Genomic DNA, 16,482 nt, shown 5'->3' with positions numbered 1-16,482 from the left:
CATAAAAATCATGATACGAGATTTAGGATGTACGAGCCCGTTTCATAATACGAAAATATATAAAATCTTAGACCACAGAATGAAAAATCCAATAATTTTTTACTCTGTGGTCTAACATATAACTACTATTTATACAAGCTATTCTGTACTAAATTAGGATTAGCATCCAATTCATTCTGAGGAACGGGAAAAACATAATGTTTCTCTTCTACTTTGTATTTTTTAATTCGTGTAGTCATCAGATTCATCCGTTTCATATCAAACCACACATGACCTTCCTGGCATAATTCCCATAACCTCTCCTGGAAAATGGCTTCCCGAAGCGTTTCCTTGGTATAATCAGACGCTTTTAAAAGAGGAAGACCGGCTCTCGCCCGTACACGGTTAATTCCGTACAACGCATTTTCAGTGGGGCCATTCAATTCATTCTCAGCTTCAGAATGCATCAATAACAGATCTGAGAATCTGGTTATATAATGATTCAGGGCATAATCTGCCGTACCGTTACCAACATCTGTCCTGTCGATATATTTATTATAGTGAGGGATTGCTATACTTTCCGGATATGTATAAGTTCTGTCCGGATTGTTTATCCCTTGGTAAGAAAGGACAAAAGTTTTACTCCTTCGTTTATCTGTTGTCGCCATACTGTTGAAAAACTCTGTTTCTACAGTAAGTGACGACCATCCATCCAACTTAATCTGGTCACCGCTTCTGATGCCCGTAAAAGTGGGCCAGTCCCAACCTTGTGACATAAAACTTTCATACTCCACACTGAAAATATACTCGGAACCGTGTTCATTCTCTAACAAGAAGACTCTTTCATAATCTTGTTCCAGGTCATAACCATAAGCACTGTTATCAATGGCCGATTTCGCTTCCTGTGCCGCCTTACTCCAATATTCCGATTTATTCCAGGGTTTCCCCGCATATGACAAATAGGCTTTGGCTAACATGGTCTGCGCTGCCCCTGCAGTGGCCCTTCCCACATCCGCACCGCTATTCTTCGGGTTCAGATTATTTTTGGCATATTCAAAATCATCAAAAATAAGTGTCCAGACGGCTTCACTTGTTCCCTCATTTGAACTTTCAATTTCAGCCATATTCTCTTCTGTTTTGAGAGGCACGTTCTCAAAGAAACGGATCAGATAAAGATAAGCAAGTCCACGGAGAAAACGTGTCTCACCAATTATCTTCTCTTTTAAACCGGGAGTTTTGAACTCGATATTGTCCAGATAAGTAAGCACTGTATTTGCCCGATTGATAGTAACGTATAATTGAGACCATATTTGGTAAAATCCGGTAGAACTGGTTGTCCATGTAAACTGATCCATTTCCGTACGCCAGGCTTCACCGGAAAAGTTATTCCATGTTGCTTCCCCGGGATATTCCGCAGCCAGTATGATCTGACGCTGAAAAGCATTGCTGTGACGCAAAGTATTATAGACAGAGATCAAGGCTGCCTTGGCATCCTCCTCGGTTTTATAAAAATTGATCGGGGTAATATTGCTGTACACTTTCTCTTCCAGAAAACTGTCATGACAACCATTCAAACATAATAGAATGGCGACTAAGGCGAATATTGCTTGTTTAACCTTCATAATAATCACACTTTAATAATTAGTAAATCAGAATGATATATTCACTCCAAACAGCACCGCCTTAGCAGACGGATATGCATTATAATCCACTCCTAACTGAAGATTACTATTCCCCTGGGAGTTCACTTCCGGGTCAAAACCACTATAATTGGTAATGGTAAACAAATTTTGGCCGGTTACGTAAAGACGGAGAGAATTCATAAATCTGACATTCCCGAATGTATAACCCAACGTCATTGTTTTAACCCTCATATAACTGCCATCCTCTATCAACCAGTCTGATTGCAACAACAGCGGATCAACAGTCACGCGTGCTCTTGGAACACTTGTATTTGTATTGGTGGGTGTCCAGCGATTTAGGATCTCCCTGCGCTGATTTCCCCAGGGACCTGAAATATTCGTTTCTGCACGTTGGATGTTAATGATGTCATTACCATACGATCCCTGCAGGTATACCGAGAAGTCAAATCCTTTAAAAGAAAAGTTATTGGTCCAGCCATAGATAAAATCGGGATTTGGATCCCCCACAATCATGCGGTCGTCGGTATAATTGATCTTTCCATCTCCATTTTTATCGACGAAGCGGGCGTCACCCAACTTGTCATTAGCCGAAGAGCGTGGACCGGCCTCCAATTGTGCCTGATCCTGAAATACGCCATCATATTTCAACAGATTCCATACACCTACCGGTAACCCGGGTTCTAGCCAGCTTCCGTTTACTTTCAAGTGTCCGGATAGGGTTCCCTGCGTACTGGGGGTATATCCTGGTATTTCCAACACTTTATTCCGGTTTCTCGACCAGTTCATTTGGGTGTTCCATTTGAATTCCCCGGTGAAGACGTCTGCTCCTAAAGTTATCTCCAATCCTTTATTCTCCAGACTTCCGATGTTTTTAAATATCGAACCAAATCCAACCGAACTTGGGGTACTGATATTCCACAATAAATCAGTGGTCTTTTTGTAATAATAATCTACAACCAGAGACAACCTGTTATTAAATAATCCTATATCCAATCCTACATCTGTAGAGGCTGTTGTTTCCCATTTTAAATCGGGATTCGGAATATTATTAGGACCTACACCTGAATTCAACACACCTCCTAAGGCATAATTCATGGTTCCAAGCATAGCCAACGATTTATAATTGTCTATATTCTGATTACCTGTCTTTCCATAACTCGCTCTTACTTTAAGATTAGATAACCAATCCACTTCCCTCAGGAATGCTTCTTCAGAAGCTCTCCAGGCCACCGCAAAAGAAGGGAAGAAAGACCATTTATTATTCGCTCCGAATTTAGAACTACCGTCGGCACGTGCCGTCAATGTAAACAGATACCGGTCTTTATAAATATAATTCAACCGGCCCAAATAGGATGCCAATTGGTTTTGCGACCTGTTTGATCCGGGTTGTCCATAGGTGGTTCCGGCTCCTAAGTTATTGGCTAAATACAAATCTGTGGAATAACCGGTTGAAGATGCTTCAAAATGTTTGTAATGGAAGATTTGCCAGGTATAACCACCCACCACATTAAATGAATGATCTCCCAATACTTTGTTATAAGTCAGGATATTTTCATTCAGGTAAGATACATCTTTACGATACCTCTGATTTGCTTCCCCATTTTTGGAATTTCCCCTATGTGTCTGTTTAGGCCAGTAAAAAGCCCTGTTGGCTGTGGACAAATCTGCCCCAAAAGTAATTTTCAGAGTCAGGTCCTTCATAATCTCCCAGTTTGCATCGACAGAACCCAGGAAACGATCTATTTCCTGATTATCCTTATAATGATTGACCGTAGCAACAGGATTATTACTGGGGGTACCTCCCGGGGTAGGATTTGTCATCGTATAATTACCATCTGCATCATAGATAGGCACGGATGCGGGCATCACAACGGCGCCATGCACAACGCCACCTGTACCGCCACCTCCGTCACCTTCGGAAGGCATTCCATTTGCCCAACTGTGACTGGCCGTGATATTGGTACTGACCGTCAGACTCGGCACTATTTTAATATCCAGGTTGGAACGGAAAGAGGCGCGGTTGAAATTACTGTTTTTAATAATCCCATCCTGACCGAAATAGCCTCCCCCGACAGAATAACGAATTCCATCATTACCACCGACTACACTGAGATTATAATTTTGAGTGGGAGCGCTGGTAAATACCTCATCCTGATAATCAACACCTTCACCTAAAGCAGAGATGTCAGGGAAATAATAAGGATTATTCGGATTGGGAAATACAGGACTTTGCCCGTCGTTAGCCCTTGCTTCATTTACTAAAGTGGCATATTCCCGGGCATTCATCATATCAAGTTTTTTAGCTACGGTTTGCACTCCATGATAAGCATCCAAAGTAACACGTGGCCTTCCTATATCTCCTCTTTTTGTTGTAATCAAAACTACACCATTGGCGCCTCGGGCACCATAGATTGCCGTCGCCGATGCGTCTTTCAATATTTCTATAGAAGCAATATCCGCCGTATTTAATGTAGCCAGCGGATTCTGTGCTGTACCGTTACCTCCTGCTGAACCTCCTGCTGAGACGGGAAAACCATCCACAACATACAGAGGTTCATTGCTACTACTTAACGAGTTACCTCCACGAACGCGGATCAGAACCCTGCCACCCGGAGCTGAAGAGGCTTGTGACACCTGCACTCCGGCTGCTTTACCCTGGATAGCCTGGTCAAGCGAGGTAACAGGCGAACGCTGTATATCTTCCGATTTAATGGATGATACTGAACCTGTCAAGTCCCGTTTTCTCATTGTCCCATAGCCCACAACCACAATTTCATCCAGTGTTTTTGAATCCTCCTGTAAAACAATATTGACGGAATTCCTTCCCGTCGAGTTGACCTCCTGTACCAGATAACCGATATAAGAAATCTGAATTACAGCATTGTTTTCTACGGTCAATGTAAAATCCCCATCTATATTGGTTACGGTTCCGTTGGTTGTTCCTTTTTCAACAATATTTGCTCCGATCACAGGGTCGCCGTTTTCATCCAGCACCTTTCCGGTTACTGTTTTTCGTCCTGCCTGCCTGACATCTGATTGATCAATAGCATCTTTCTTCGACAAGATTATTTGATAACCTTGTATTTCATAGTTTATACCCTTATCCTTCAATACAGATGACAATACATTTGTAATCGGCTGATTTCTTTCATTCACCGAAATCCGTTCTTTATCATTGATTTCGGTGTTGTCATACATAAATGTATAGGGATAGTTTTTCTCGATATAAGAGAAAAATTCTCTTAGACTTATGTTATTCAATTTAACATCAACACGTTGCATATTATCGGCATGCACATTGGTTAACAGAAAGAATAACAAAAAGGATAATAATACCTTTTTACACATGATAAATATGATTTAAATTAGTTGAATTGTTTTTTTACTTAAATTTGTAATTCTAAACGATCAAAAATCATGTGATGCCTATCGATAAATAATCGATAGCACAAAGAAATGAATGAGTAATGATGTTTAGTTTAAAAGCATGAGGAATGCCCGTTCTTCGTGCTTTTTCTTTTTGGTAATTCTCTATCTTAGACGAATAGTCACCTCCTTTCCTTCTATTTTATAAGCAATTGGGGTCATTTTATTCAATAATCCCAACAACTCTTTCATTGATTCGGTTTTAACAACAAATGTATAACGTGAATCAGGATTCGCATTCTCAAGGGTAATATCCACTCCATACCAGCGCTCCAATTTTTTTACAACTTCATAAATATTGTTGTCATACACCTTCAGTATGTTATTCGTCCATAGTTTGGTTATGCCAGTGTCATCGGCAACAATACTGCAACTCAGGTCTGCTTTCGAAACACGTCCCATCTGGTTAGGTTGCAACTGTGCCAAGACAACTCCATTTTTATTATTGAAGAGTGACACCAATCCGCTCTCAAGTGAAACCGCTATATCTGGATCTGTATCATAAGCAGAAACATTAAAACTTGTACCATGCACCTGCACGCTCACGTCTCCCGATTGAACAATAAATACCTTACGGGGATCTTTTGTCACTTCAAAGAAAGCTTCTCCCTGCAAATGGACCCTACGTTGACGGGATTGAGTAAAATAGGTTAGTGTGGAACCGGAATTTAACCATACCCTCGAAGAATCGGGAAGGGTAAGCTGTGCTTTTTCACCCAAAGGGGCATAAGCTGTAAACTGTGTAGACTCCCCTCTTCCGCTATTAAACAGCAATGAGAGAGCCACCCCAAAAAGCAAGGCAATACAAGCTGTTAAACTGATATATTTAATCAATATTTGTTTTGAATATAATGCGGTTGTAACCGGAAAATCTATCATTCCCCGGATCTTCGTCCACACCTGTTCCTTATCCGGTAATGAGAGCGGAGTCCCCTCCTTAAGGAAGCTCCATTCTTTTTCGAGGGAACGAAAGAGGGAACGATGTTCAGCGCTTTCAGCAAGCCATTCATCCACTTCCGCCTTTTCCCAAGGAAGTGCTTTTCCACTCAGGTAGGCGGCAATTTGCTCATAGGGTACTTTCATCTCTTTTTATATCATTTATAATAGAGACCCTTAAGAAGTAAAATACCCCTAAAGCAAATTTATTTTATTTAAGGCAAAAAATATGTTTTATAACACATCCCTCATTCTAAAGCAGAAGCAACCTGTTTTCGAATTCGTTTCAGAGCGATGGACATCTGGGTTTCTACTGTTTTTACCGAGATATGATAATGATCTGCAATCTGTTGATAAGTAAACTTCCGTTCTTTATTCAGGATAAAAATAGCCCTGCATTTTTCCGGTAATTGATCAACTGCTTTCTTCAATATGGCAGAGAATTCTTCCATATCATAGCAATCAGGACTTGTTTCTGCCATTTCTTTCTCCTCTATCCATTTATTGAGCAAAACAACCCTTTTCTCCTTGTTCCGCAAATAGTTCAGCATCCGGTTACGGGCTGCATTATAAAGATAGGTTTTCAGATATTGGATTTCCAAATATTCTTTATTTTCCCACAAACTGACAAAAACATCCTGTACCACATCTTCAATAGCCGCTACATCCCTAGTATAATAATTCAGAAACAGACATACCGGCTCAAAATATAGATCATATATAATCCGGAAAGAGGATGTATCTATCTTGTATATAGGGTATTGAGACTTCATTGACATATTAGTTTCGGATGCAAATTTAAGCTTTTTAAATAAAAAACCAATCATTTACTGTTTTTTTGCATTTCTTCCATAAGGTTACACATCTTTCGTCCCATATAGTATTTACTATTACACGCCACAATGCTTAACTAATTGATAACCGGCATATATAAATTACAATAAGCCCCAAAAGTTTTACAAAACTTTTGGGGCTCTACTTATAATATATCTTCTTAATTAACAGAAAGCTATAATCATTTGCTTAACTCCATCCCGGATTTTGGTTTCCTTCCAGCAAAGGATTAGCTTGCATTTCACTTAACGGGATCGGCCATAGCAGGGCATGCTCGGGTATAGCACCTACGCGGGTACTTCCTTCCGGTTTGTTCTGGATAGCTGCCGTTGCAAGCGGAACCCATCTCAGCGTGCCCGACTGCATTCCATCGGCCTCGGGATAGAGACGGGTACGGCGAATATCGTCCCAGATCTTGAATTCCAACGGGAACTCGTGGAAGCGCTCGGTCAGGATAGATTGGATCAACGCGTCGCCACTGGCGGTTTCGTTGGCCAACCCGGCACGTGTACGTACCTGGTTGAGGTAGCCCCTGGCATCGCCTTCGTTGCCTGTCCGTGCAAGTCCTTCAGCAGCAATCAACAGCACTTCCGCATAGCGGAACGTGGGCATGTTATAGTCGCCGTTACGCCCGTTAATCAACGATCCCTCATCGAACCACGCCCAGTTCCCGGCATAATTCAGCTCGAAATCTTCTCCGTCGGGCGAAGTATATTCCCAGAAGAAAAACTGTTTCTCCTGTCCGCGGATATCGGAAGGATGATAGCTGTTAAGCAACATATCGCAAGGCAGGTAGGCATTGTATAAAACGTCGCCTCCCGGCTTGAAAATACCCCACTGGAAAGCATCGGTTTCGATGGACCGTACTGCATAAGAATTACCCACGTTAAAGCTGGTCTGATTAAACTCCTTGGCGAAGATGATCTCGTTCGAATCTTTCGTTGTCTTGATGATATTATACGCCGAGTTAAGATCATTGGTCGTTCCACTCGGGTGGATCAAGGCGTGCTGCCCACCATTAATCACGTTGAGGGCCATGTTGGCCGCCTTGGTATAATACTCGTTCCCGCCGTTAACCGGAGCACCGGCCCATTGCAGGTAAACATTAGCCAACAAGGTTTGGGCCATTGGCCGGGTCACGTACCCTCCATTGTCGTAGAACGCTATGTTGGGCAACGCGTTCCCCGCGATGATATCCAGTAGGTCGGCTTCAATGTGCTGGTACACCTGTGCCGCCGGGACACGCTCCTGGTAGATACCTTCCAAGGAATTATAAGGAAAGTCGATATAGGGTACGTCGCCATACTCCTTTACGAGGTAAAAATAGGCATATGCCCGGAAGAACTTTCCTTGAGCCACAAAATTATCGATCTGCGCGGGTGTCAGTACGTCGGTCATCTCGGGAATATTGGCGATCACGAAATTCGCCCGGGAGATCCCGATATAGAACTCGGTCCAAATCTTCAGCGACGTAGAATTAAACGACTCGATATTAAAGTTACCCCCTTCGGACGCGTTGGTAAATGTCCGGTCTTTGCGTTTATCGACAAATAACCCGGACATGACACCACCCCACATGGTAGCTTTGGGTGTCCAACCACCATCCACGTCGATATTATGCAAGTAGGGAACTCCTCCAAAATACAGTGCATTAACAGCCGTTTGAGCATCGGACAGAGTCCGCCAGAACTGGCCGTCGGTCTTTTCATCCAGCGGGTTCTCTTCTAAAAAACTAGTGCATGAACTCATCCACAGCGAGATTGCAATCATGCAAAGGATGGATATATATTTATTTATTTTCATATGATATTATAATTAATTTCAAATTACTAATTAAAATGTCAGATTGATACCGAACGTGAATGTCCTCGCACGTGGATAGGTAAAGAACTGGCGGTTGGTACCCCATTTGTTATCGCCCAAACGCGAGGAGTTATCCGGATCGTATCCCAAATAATCCGACGAGGTGACCAGGAACGCGTTGTTCACGTTAGCATAGAAACGCAATGCAGAAAGCCCCATGTTTTGAACGGCACTCGAACTAAACGTGTATCCTAATTGGATCAGGTTACCACGCAGGTAAGAACCGTCGGCCACCCAAGTATCATCGGCATTGGCGTTATTACCCATCCCGAAATTAGCCAAGCGGATAGCTTGTGCACTGCCGTTGGGATTCAGCGTAGGGTGCCATGCTTCCTGCCAAAGGCGATCAAGACCACTGGTAAGAAAACGTCCTTCGGCAGAGTGGAAATACTCCTGCATGATATCCGCGCCCAATGAAAACTGCAGATCGACAGTCAGATCGAACCCCCTGTAATTGAATGTATTGATAAGAGAACCCATCCAATCAGGCAACCCGTTACCAAGGATTTCACGCTCTTTATAGGTTACCTTTTCACCAATCGTGGAAGGCACATTCATTGTTTCAGTATTCCAATTGGCAGGATTGCCATCATAGATACCGGCTCGTTTGTAGCCGTAGAAGGTGGAGAGCTCCTCACCTTCGCGGATCAGCATGTCGTAGCCGACGAAACCGTCGAGAAGGATTTGGCGCTTACCGGTGAGCGGGTCAACCGATGAACTCTCGTCCAGTTTCTCGACGCGGTTCTTGTTGAAACTCAAGTTAAAGGTGGTGTTCCACTGGAAGTTCTGGTTGTCGATGGGATAAGCATTGATCAACAAGTCAATCCCGCGGTTGGAAACCTCCCCTATATTGCTCGTGATCGATGAGAACCCAGTTGATCTTGGTAATGGGCGCCCAAGCAAGAGGTCGGTAGTATACTTATAGTAATAAGAAGCTTCTACGTTAATCCGGTTATTAAATAAACCCAGGTCGATACCAACGTCCCACTGGTTCGTTCTCTCCCACTTCAAGTCAGGATTAGGCATGCGGGATCTATACGAAACAGTCTGCAATGATTCTCCGATGATCGTGGTCGATTGACCAATGGTAGCCAGCGACGCGTAGGTCCCGATCTCCGAGTTACCGGTCACCCCGAAAGAGGTGTGTGGCTTTAACCGACTGATCACAGGGTTATCAATCAGGAAATCCTCGCTTGACATCATCCAGCCAAGGCCTATAGAGGGGAACCAGGAATACTTGTTATTGGCACCGAACTTAGAGGAACCGTCCCAGCGGCTCGTCAAGGTGGCCATGTACTTGCTGTCGTAGGAATATACCCCACGCAGAAAGTAGGAGTTCATCGCCCACCGGTCGTGGTCATTGCTAACTGAAGGACGTTCAGTCCCCGATCCCATATTATAGTAACCATAGAAGTCATCCGAATAGATTTTATCGGATGCACTAAAGTAAGTGTACGTACGCTCTTGCCACGACACCCCTGCCAAGGCATTGATATAATGCTTGCCAATCTCCTTGTTATAGGTCAGGTAGGTTTCTTCCTGCCAGTAGAAGGTGTTTGAGTTATTTGCTGATGCTGCTCCATCATTCGCGCTTTGGTTGATTAAAGGACGCGGGGTGAACGGGGTGTAATTGGCGTTGCGGTTATTGTGATAATCGACACCGAACTGCGTTTTCAGTTCCAAATCTTTGTTGAGGTGGAACGTCAATGCGGTGTTCCCGAATATTTGCGTCCGGTACTGCATGGCTTCCAGTCTCTTTAGAAGTTCTACCGGGTTACCAACCCCCTCGGGGCTAAATCCTTGCGATCCACTATTGGGATTGTTCTGGTCCCTGAGAATAGAAGATGTCTGGACATCGTTTGACTGCATGTAAACTCCATCCAGCATTACTGGTATAAAAGGCGATAACTCTACCATGGTACGCAACGCGCCCTGTCCATACGGATTATCCGAAGTCCTGTTCGCCCAAGTGTGGTTTACCAAGAGGTTTACGCCGGTCGATAACCACTTGGTGGGCTTGTCGTCGTACGCTAACTTGGCATTCAGGCGTTTCATATAGGTATTATGCAGGATACCCTGTTGGTCGGTGTAGTTCAGGAAAGCACCCATCGACGAGGTACCATCTCCACGCTGGATATTGAGCTGGTGGTTATGGGAGAGAGCCATCCGGGAAGACTCACGCTGCCAGTCGGTATCGTACTTAGGCGAACCGTCGGAATTAAATAAACGAGGGTCAGTGAAGATTTGCGACAGGTCGGTTGTGAAGTTCCTTCCTTGCCAGGTATTGGCGTTCTCCAACCCCTGCTTGAAAGTAGCCATCCACTCGCTGGAATTCATCACGTCCATGTAACGTGCCATCGTGCTAAGAGATACCGATCCATCGTACGAGATACGTGCCTGATTCCCGGTATTTCCCCCGCGCTTGGTGGTTACCAGCACCACACCGTTGGCTCCACGGGCACCGTAGATCGCCGCGGAAGAAGCATCTTTCAATACTTCGATCGATTCAATATCATTGGGGTTAAGAAACTGGAAATTAGACATTACCACCCCGTCCACTACGTATAACGGGCTGGCCGAAGCATTAATGGTGGCGATACCGCGGATAATAACGCGCATCTCTCCACCCGGCTGCCCGGTATTGGAGAAGATATTCACGCCAGCCGCTTTTCCCTTTAATCCTTCCAGCGCGTTAAACGACTGGGATTTAATGATATCACTACCCTTGGCCGTAGAGATAGAACCGGTCACGTCCGACTTGCGTATAACACCGTACCCTACCACTACCAGTTCGTCTAACGCTTGTGTATCTTCCTGCAGAACAACATTCAATGAATTTCTTCCGGTAATGTTAATTTCCTGCTCTATATAACCAATATAAGAGATACGGAGAGTAGCATTCTCGTTCTCTACCAACAACGAAAAACGCCCGTCTATATCGGAGACAGTACCGTTATTTGTACCATTTTCTATAATATTTGCACCGATAACAGGTTCACCCTGTTCGTCAGTCACAGTTCCAGTGATTTGCTTTCTTTGCTGTAATACACTGCTCTCCTTAGTTACCAACTCATTATCTTTTCTTATCTCTTTTTTATCAATAAAAATATATTTTCCTGATATTCTGTAAGAAAGAGAAGAATTTTCCATTAATTGATCCAGTATCTCATGGATATTCCGGTTTTCCAGGTCTACATCATAGTGAATGTTGCGGTCCACATCACTGCTTTTATAAAAAAACACGTAATCAGACTGATTCTCAATAGCAGAAACAATCTCATCAAAGGTTGCCTGCTGCATCTTTACCGATAGTTTTTCATTTTGGGTATAATCACCGGCAAAACCATTAAAATTCCCGGTAATCAAGAAGACAAAAATGAACATCACGGTTAAAGGTCTTTTTCTCCATATAACTCTATGGGGATCTGTTAATTTATTCATATCTTTGCATGTTTTTGATAAATTAAAAAATAGTATTCCACTGTTGCTTGTGAGACAATAGAGGTGATTTAATTAATTGAAAACGAATTATGGGCCGGGATACTGTTCGCGCAGTTTCCTGGCTTTCTTTATTTATTATCTCTCAGGTTTCTCCCATAGGCATTTGTTTTTATTAAGTTATTAATCTATTTTGAATTATAGGATCATCTCCTCTGAAGAAAGATCGTATCATCCCTGAATTGTAACCGGAATTGCCTTTTGAAATTAAGGACGTCTGCAATTTCTTCTACCGTCTGATGGGCAAAGAACTTTCCCGTATATTCTTCTTCTCTATCCGCTTTATCCGGAATAATAATGGTAACACCATAAATCTTCTCCAATCGGCGGGTTATCTCTTCCAATGGTGAGTCTCTAAAAGAATAAATACCTTTCATCCACGATGTAACGTCCAATGTATTTACTTCCGACAGAGTCGTTTGAAAAGACTGTTTGTCAAAATAGACCTGTTGATTAGGATCCATCATAATTTCATTCTTCAGGTTGTTTTCATTGTCATACGTCCCGAGCGTCACTTTCCCCGTTACAAGCGTGGTAATGGTGTAGGGATCGGAAGAATATCCGAGAACGTTGAATTCGGTACCCAATACATTGATCTGCTGTTTGTCAGTATGGACTAAGAAAACCTGTCGTTCATTTTTCATTACACTGAAATATGCTTCTCCGTCCAAATATACCTCCCTGTTCTTTGAACCGAATTTTTCCGGATACCGGAATAGGGAGGAAGCATTCAGCCAGACGACTGAACCATCGGATAACCGGATGGTTTGCGGCTCACTTTTGGCTCCGGTTCGGACTTCGATCCACACTATCTGATCACGTCCCTTGTAAAATAAACGGACTCCAACAACCATCAGCAAAATAGCAACTGCTGCTACTCCTGCATACCGTATGATGCTGCTATAACGCTTGTCCCGGTTCGTTTCTGATGATGAAATATGTGTTGCGGATTGTTTTTTAAGTTTCTCCCATAAACGCTCCCAACTTGCCTCCAATTCTATTATATCGGGGTACTTCTCTCCCTTACGAAAGTCATAAATATGTTTTAATTGGAAGAAAATATCTTTATTTCCCTGTGAAGAATGATACCATTGTAAGAAAACATGCATATCGTCTTCAGTCTGGTTCCCTTGAAGCACACGTACTACTATTTCCGGAACGTCTTTATTCATTGGTCATATCTTTTTGTCGAACTATTTGTTCTTTTGCCATAACTCACCAGAACTCAACAAGTTTTTCGGTTTCAATTTATCGTCAGTTGCTTTACCAAAACAAATTAATAATCCAAGCAATTGAATTGCATCATTAAATTTAGAGTATTCTCTATTATATTATATATACGATTGTTAAAAGTGAACTACGTATTATTTTTGAAAAATTTTTATATAAAAAATAAATAATGAGAGTGCATAATATAATTAGTCATCAATCGATTTATGCGAAGCGAGCATATCAAAAATGTAAAAAAATAAAATAATCGTGTGAAAAGTAAAAATTTTATATCAAAAAAAGGAAAGAAAGAGAAAAGTAATCAGACTATCCCGAAGAAATTTCAGGGCTTTATAGACATGTGTCTCTACCGTTCTGACCGAAATATCCAATTCTTCGGCAATATCGGTATGCTTTTTTTCTTCGAGATAGGCCTTCTTAAAAATCTCCCTGCGTTTGGACGGTAGTTTTTCAATAGAAGCATAAACAGCTTCTATTTTGTCTTTATCCCATAAATAGTCTTTCGGCGATTCGTAATATTTTAGTTCGTCCAGCTTAATCTGTTGAACAGCTTTATTCATAAAAGTGTCCTCCACCTGTTGATGTTTCAAATAATCGTAACAGGCATGTTGAACCATAGACAAAAGGTAATTTCTGATATTTTCTTCCACAATGATCGTCGACCTTTTATCCCATATCTTAAGGAAAATATCGTGGACAATATCCTCCGCTGCATGGGCATCTACAAACTGCCGGGCAAAAAAGACCAGATCTCCGGCATATTGCAGGTAAAAAGCTTTAAAATATTCTGTAAAAATACCTTGATCTTCTTTTTGCTTTTTCATTTCGGAATTCTAAAGATATCCACCAAAGTGAAACTTTCATTGCTGTTAAAGACATCAGGCACAGGACTGTCCTGTGGGTATTTCCTGTCAAAGCGGGTTGAATAGTCTGCCGTAAACATTAACATCGATTTAAAACAACCCTCAAAAGTATAAAAAATAAATAAAAGTCATCTTCGGCAAGTTTACTTTAAACAAGAAAATTCATCTTCTGTATGTCGCTTAACGAAAAACCTGATATGGATAAACACATACAACCTGTTAAACAAAACAGCGGAAAACTTGTTTACTTTAATCACAGAAACGATAACATAAGATCAAAATGAAGATAGAAGTATGGACAGATATCATGTGTCCCTATTGCCATATCGGCAAAATACATTATGAGAAGGCACTCCGGCAGTTTGATCATGCCAATGAAGTGACTCTCGAATGGAAAGCATATCAGCTCAACCCCAACCTTCCGGACAAAGGGAAGGGTATCCCTGTCAAGCAATACTTAACGGAAATGGCAGGATATTCTGAAGAAAATGTAGATAATATGTTTGCCGGAATCAAGCGGCTGGCTGACGAGGCAGGTATTCCATTTGCTCTCCCCAACGCAATTGCTGCCAATACACGTGACGCACACAGATTAATCAAACTGGCAGCAGAAAAGAAACTGGATTCCGTTGTCCTGGGAAAACTGTCGAAAGCTTATTTCGAAGAAGCTAAGGATTACAGCGATTGGGAGTTGCTTGTCTCTATCGGGAAAGAGGCGGGTTTAGAGGAAGAAGAGATACGCCGCATGTTGGACAGTAACGACTATCTCTATGATATAAAGCAAGATATGCAGGAAGCGGCCAATCTTGGGTTTGATACCGTACCCACTTTTCTGATGGACAGGCGGCAGGCTGTTATAGGCTCGGAACCGGTAGATCTGTTTGTAAAAGTGCTGAACAAAGCATATAGTGACTGGAAAAACCGGACAGAAAAGGATACTTCGCCGGGACCGGAAGTGACCAGAGGTAAGTCATGTGACGCAGACGGGATGTGCGAGATTTAATTTTTTCATGTTTGAAAGGATTATGGTATCTTTGCACACAATGGAATAAGACCTACAGGTCTTTACTAACTTTTCAATGAAGCATATAAATGGAATATTTGCGGATTGATCCCACCGATACAGCGCGCTGGGACAGAGTTTGGAAATTGTATGAAGAGAGTTTTCCATTGGCGGAAAGACGAAAAAAGGACGATCATTTGCGTGCTCATGCAGATGAGCGATTCTTTCCCTTATCGGCATGGGAAGGAGAGGAATTGATAGGGTTGATATTCTTCTGGGAATGGGATTCCTATCGCTATCTGGAGTACCTTGCAGTTAACCCTGAGCTTAGAGGACAAAGTTTCGGATCTCAGATGTTGAAATATTTGCGTGATTCGGAGCATACCATCATTCTCGAAATCGATCCCCTCAGCAATGAATTATCGGTACGTCGCTTACAGTTCTATGAACGGGCTGGTTACACGCTCACTCCCTATCGCTTTATGCACCTACCCTATCGCCTCGAGGCAGAACCACAGGAGCTACTTATACTAAGTTATCCGAACATGATCACCAAAGAACAGCACAATGATTTTGTCCGGTTTGTGAATGAGGAGGTGATCCGTTACTGTGAAGGTTATCCTTTCAACCAAGCACCGATTTCATAAGTTGCAGTAATTGCTCTACCATCAGTTTTTCTCTTTTTGATCGTGGATTGATAGGATAAATGATGACCAGGATTTTTTCTTTATCCTCCATCTTCAGGTATCCCCCTAATCCCCATGAGGTCATTCGCGCATCTGTTCTGAACTTCAGGATGTTCTTTTTCCTATCAGAATAAGAGATGATCCATTGGCGGTCGATCCGCTGCATCACCTCATCGAAAGGGTATTCTGTCCGTCCGTTAAAGTGAAACAGCTCTGTCTTCTGACCGGAAAAAGAGGGAGGATCAGGATCATCCGATTCCATATAATCGAGCCGTTTTGAGAAATAATATGTAATGATCGCGGGAGGGATCATACCGACAATAAAAAACACTAACGCCGCCTGCCAGAGATTGACTTGCACCCTCCACAAAAAACAGACTACTACGATAATCCCAACGTAAAAAGCCAGGAAAATGGATACCCAGTATAAGTATAACCTGAATGTGAATCTCATACGATTAAAATTAGAACCACGAGCCAAGAACCAAGATTCAAGACCCATTTGTAAATTTACATATTAG

The 16,482-nt window shown here is 42.4% G+C and carries 11 protein-coding genes; 2 read left to right on the top strand and 9 right to left on the bottom strand.

Translation table 11 applies throughout. The features are described 5' to 3' along the window. Positions 1-125 precede the first annotated feature (125 nt). The 8 genes from PSM36_RS05460 to PSM36_RS05425 form a co-directional block, all read right to left on the bottom strand. Positions 126-1,601: a RagB/SusD family nutrient uptake outer membrane protein gene (locus tag PSM36_RS05460; protein ID WP_076929526.1), complete on the bottom strand. Its 1,476-nt coding sequence runs from the start codon at positions 1,599-1,601 to the stop codon at positions 126-128. Positions 1,602-1,628: 27 nt separating this feature from the next. After that, complete coding sequence (locus PSM36_RS05455; RefSeq protein WP_083710937.1) at positions 1,629-4,970, bottom strand: TonB-dependent receptor; 3,342 nt, start codon at positions 4,968-4,970, stop codon at positions 1,629-1,631. Positions 4,971-5,153: 183 nt separating this feature from the next. Next, positions 5,154-6,131 (bottom strand): FecR family protein, encoded by a 978-nt coding sequence (locus PSM36_RS05450; RefSeq protein WP_076929524.1) that lies wholly within the window; start codon positions 6,129-6,131, stop codon positions 5,154-5,156. A 101-nt stretch (positions 6,132-6,232) separates the two neighbouring features. After that, complete coding sequence (locus PSM36_RS05445; RefSeq protein ID WP_076932069.1) at positions 6,233-6,757, bottom strand: RNA polymerase sigma-70 factor; 525 nt, start codon at positions 6,755-6,757, stop codon at positions 6,233-6,235. A gap of 250 nt (positions 6,758-7,007) precedes the next feature. Beyond that, positions 7,008-8,621, bottom strand: a complete 1,614-nt coding sequence (locus PSM36_RS05440) for a RagB/SusD family nutrient uptake outer membrane protein (RefSeq protein ID WP_076929522.1) — start codon at positions 8,619-8,621, stop codon at positions 7,008-7,010. A gap of 30 nt (positions 8,622-8,651) precedes the next feature. Then, positions 8,652-12,122 (bottom strand): SusC/RagA family TonB-linked outer membrane protein, encoded by a 3,471-nt coding sequence (locus PSM36_RS05435; RefSeq protein WP_232001522.1) that lies wholly within the window; start codon positions 12,120-12,122, stop codon positions 8,652-8,654. 203 nt (positions 12,123-12,325) lie between these two features. Then, positions 12,326-13,351 carry a FecR family protein gene (locus PSM36_RS05430; RefSeq protein WP_076929519.1) on the bottom strand — a complete coding sequence of 342 codons (1,026 nt, stop codon included), beginning with the start codon at positions 13,349-13,351 and terminating at the stop codon, positions 12,326-12,328. 330 nt (positions 13,352-13,681) lie between these two features. Beyond that, positions 13,682-14,233, bottom strand: a complete 552-nt coding sequence (locus PSM36_RS05425) for an RNA polymerase sigma-70 factor (protein ID WP_019538957.1) — start codon at positions 14,231-14,233, stop codon at positions 13,682-13,684. Positions 14,234-14,552: 319 nt separating this feature from the next. Here PSM36_RS05425 and PSM36_RS05420 point away from each other — a divergent pair, with 319 nt between their 5' ends. Together PSM36_RS05420 and PSM36_RS05415 are read left to right on the top strand one after the other, a co-directional pair. Beyond that, positions 14,553-15,275, top strand: a complete 723-nt coding sequence (locus PSM36_RS05420) for a DsbA family oxidoreductase (protein WP_019538956.1) — start codon at positions 14,553-14,555, stop codon at positions 15,273-15,275. An 89-nt stretch (positions 15,276-15,364) separates the two neighbouring features. Next, on the top strand, positions 15,365-15,922 hold the full coding sequence (locus tag PSM36_RS05415; protein ID WP_019538955.1) for a GNAT family N-acetyltransferase: 558 nt from the start codon (positions 15,365-15,367) through the stop codon (positions 15,920-15,922). On the opposite strand, the gene PSM36_RS05410 is transcribed toward PSM36_RS05415, so the two are convergent. After that, on the bottom strand, positions 15,900-16,415 hold the full coding sequence (locus PSM36_RS05410; protein WP_019538954.1) for a hypothetical protein: 516 nt from the start codon (positions 16,413-16,415) through the stop codon (positions 15,900-15,902). The genes PSM36_RS05415 and PSM36_RS05410 overlap by 23 nt on opposite strands. Positions 16,416-16,482: the final 67 nt, after the last annotated feature.

Source organism: Proteiniphilum saccharofermentans, assembly GCF_900095135.1.
Taxonomy (GTDB): domain Bacteria; phylum Bacteroidota; class Bacteroidia; order Bacteroidales; family Dysgonomonadaceae; genus Proteiniphilum; species Proteiniphilum saccharofermentans.
This window is presented reverse-complemented; position numbering and strand designations above follow the sequence as displayed.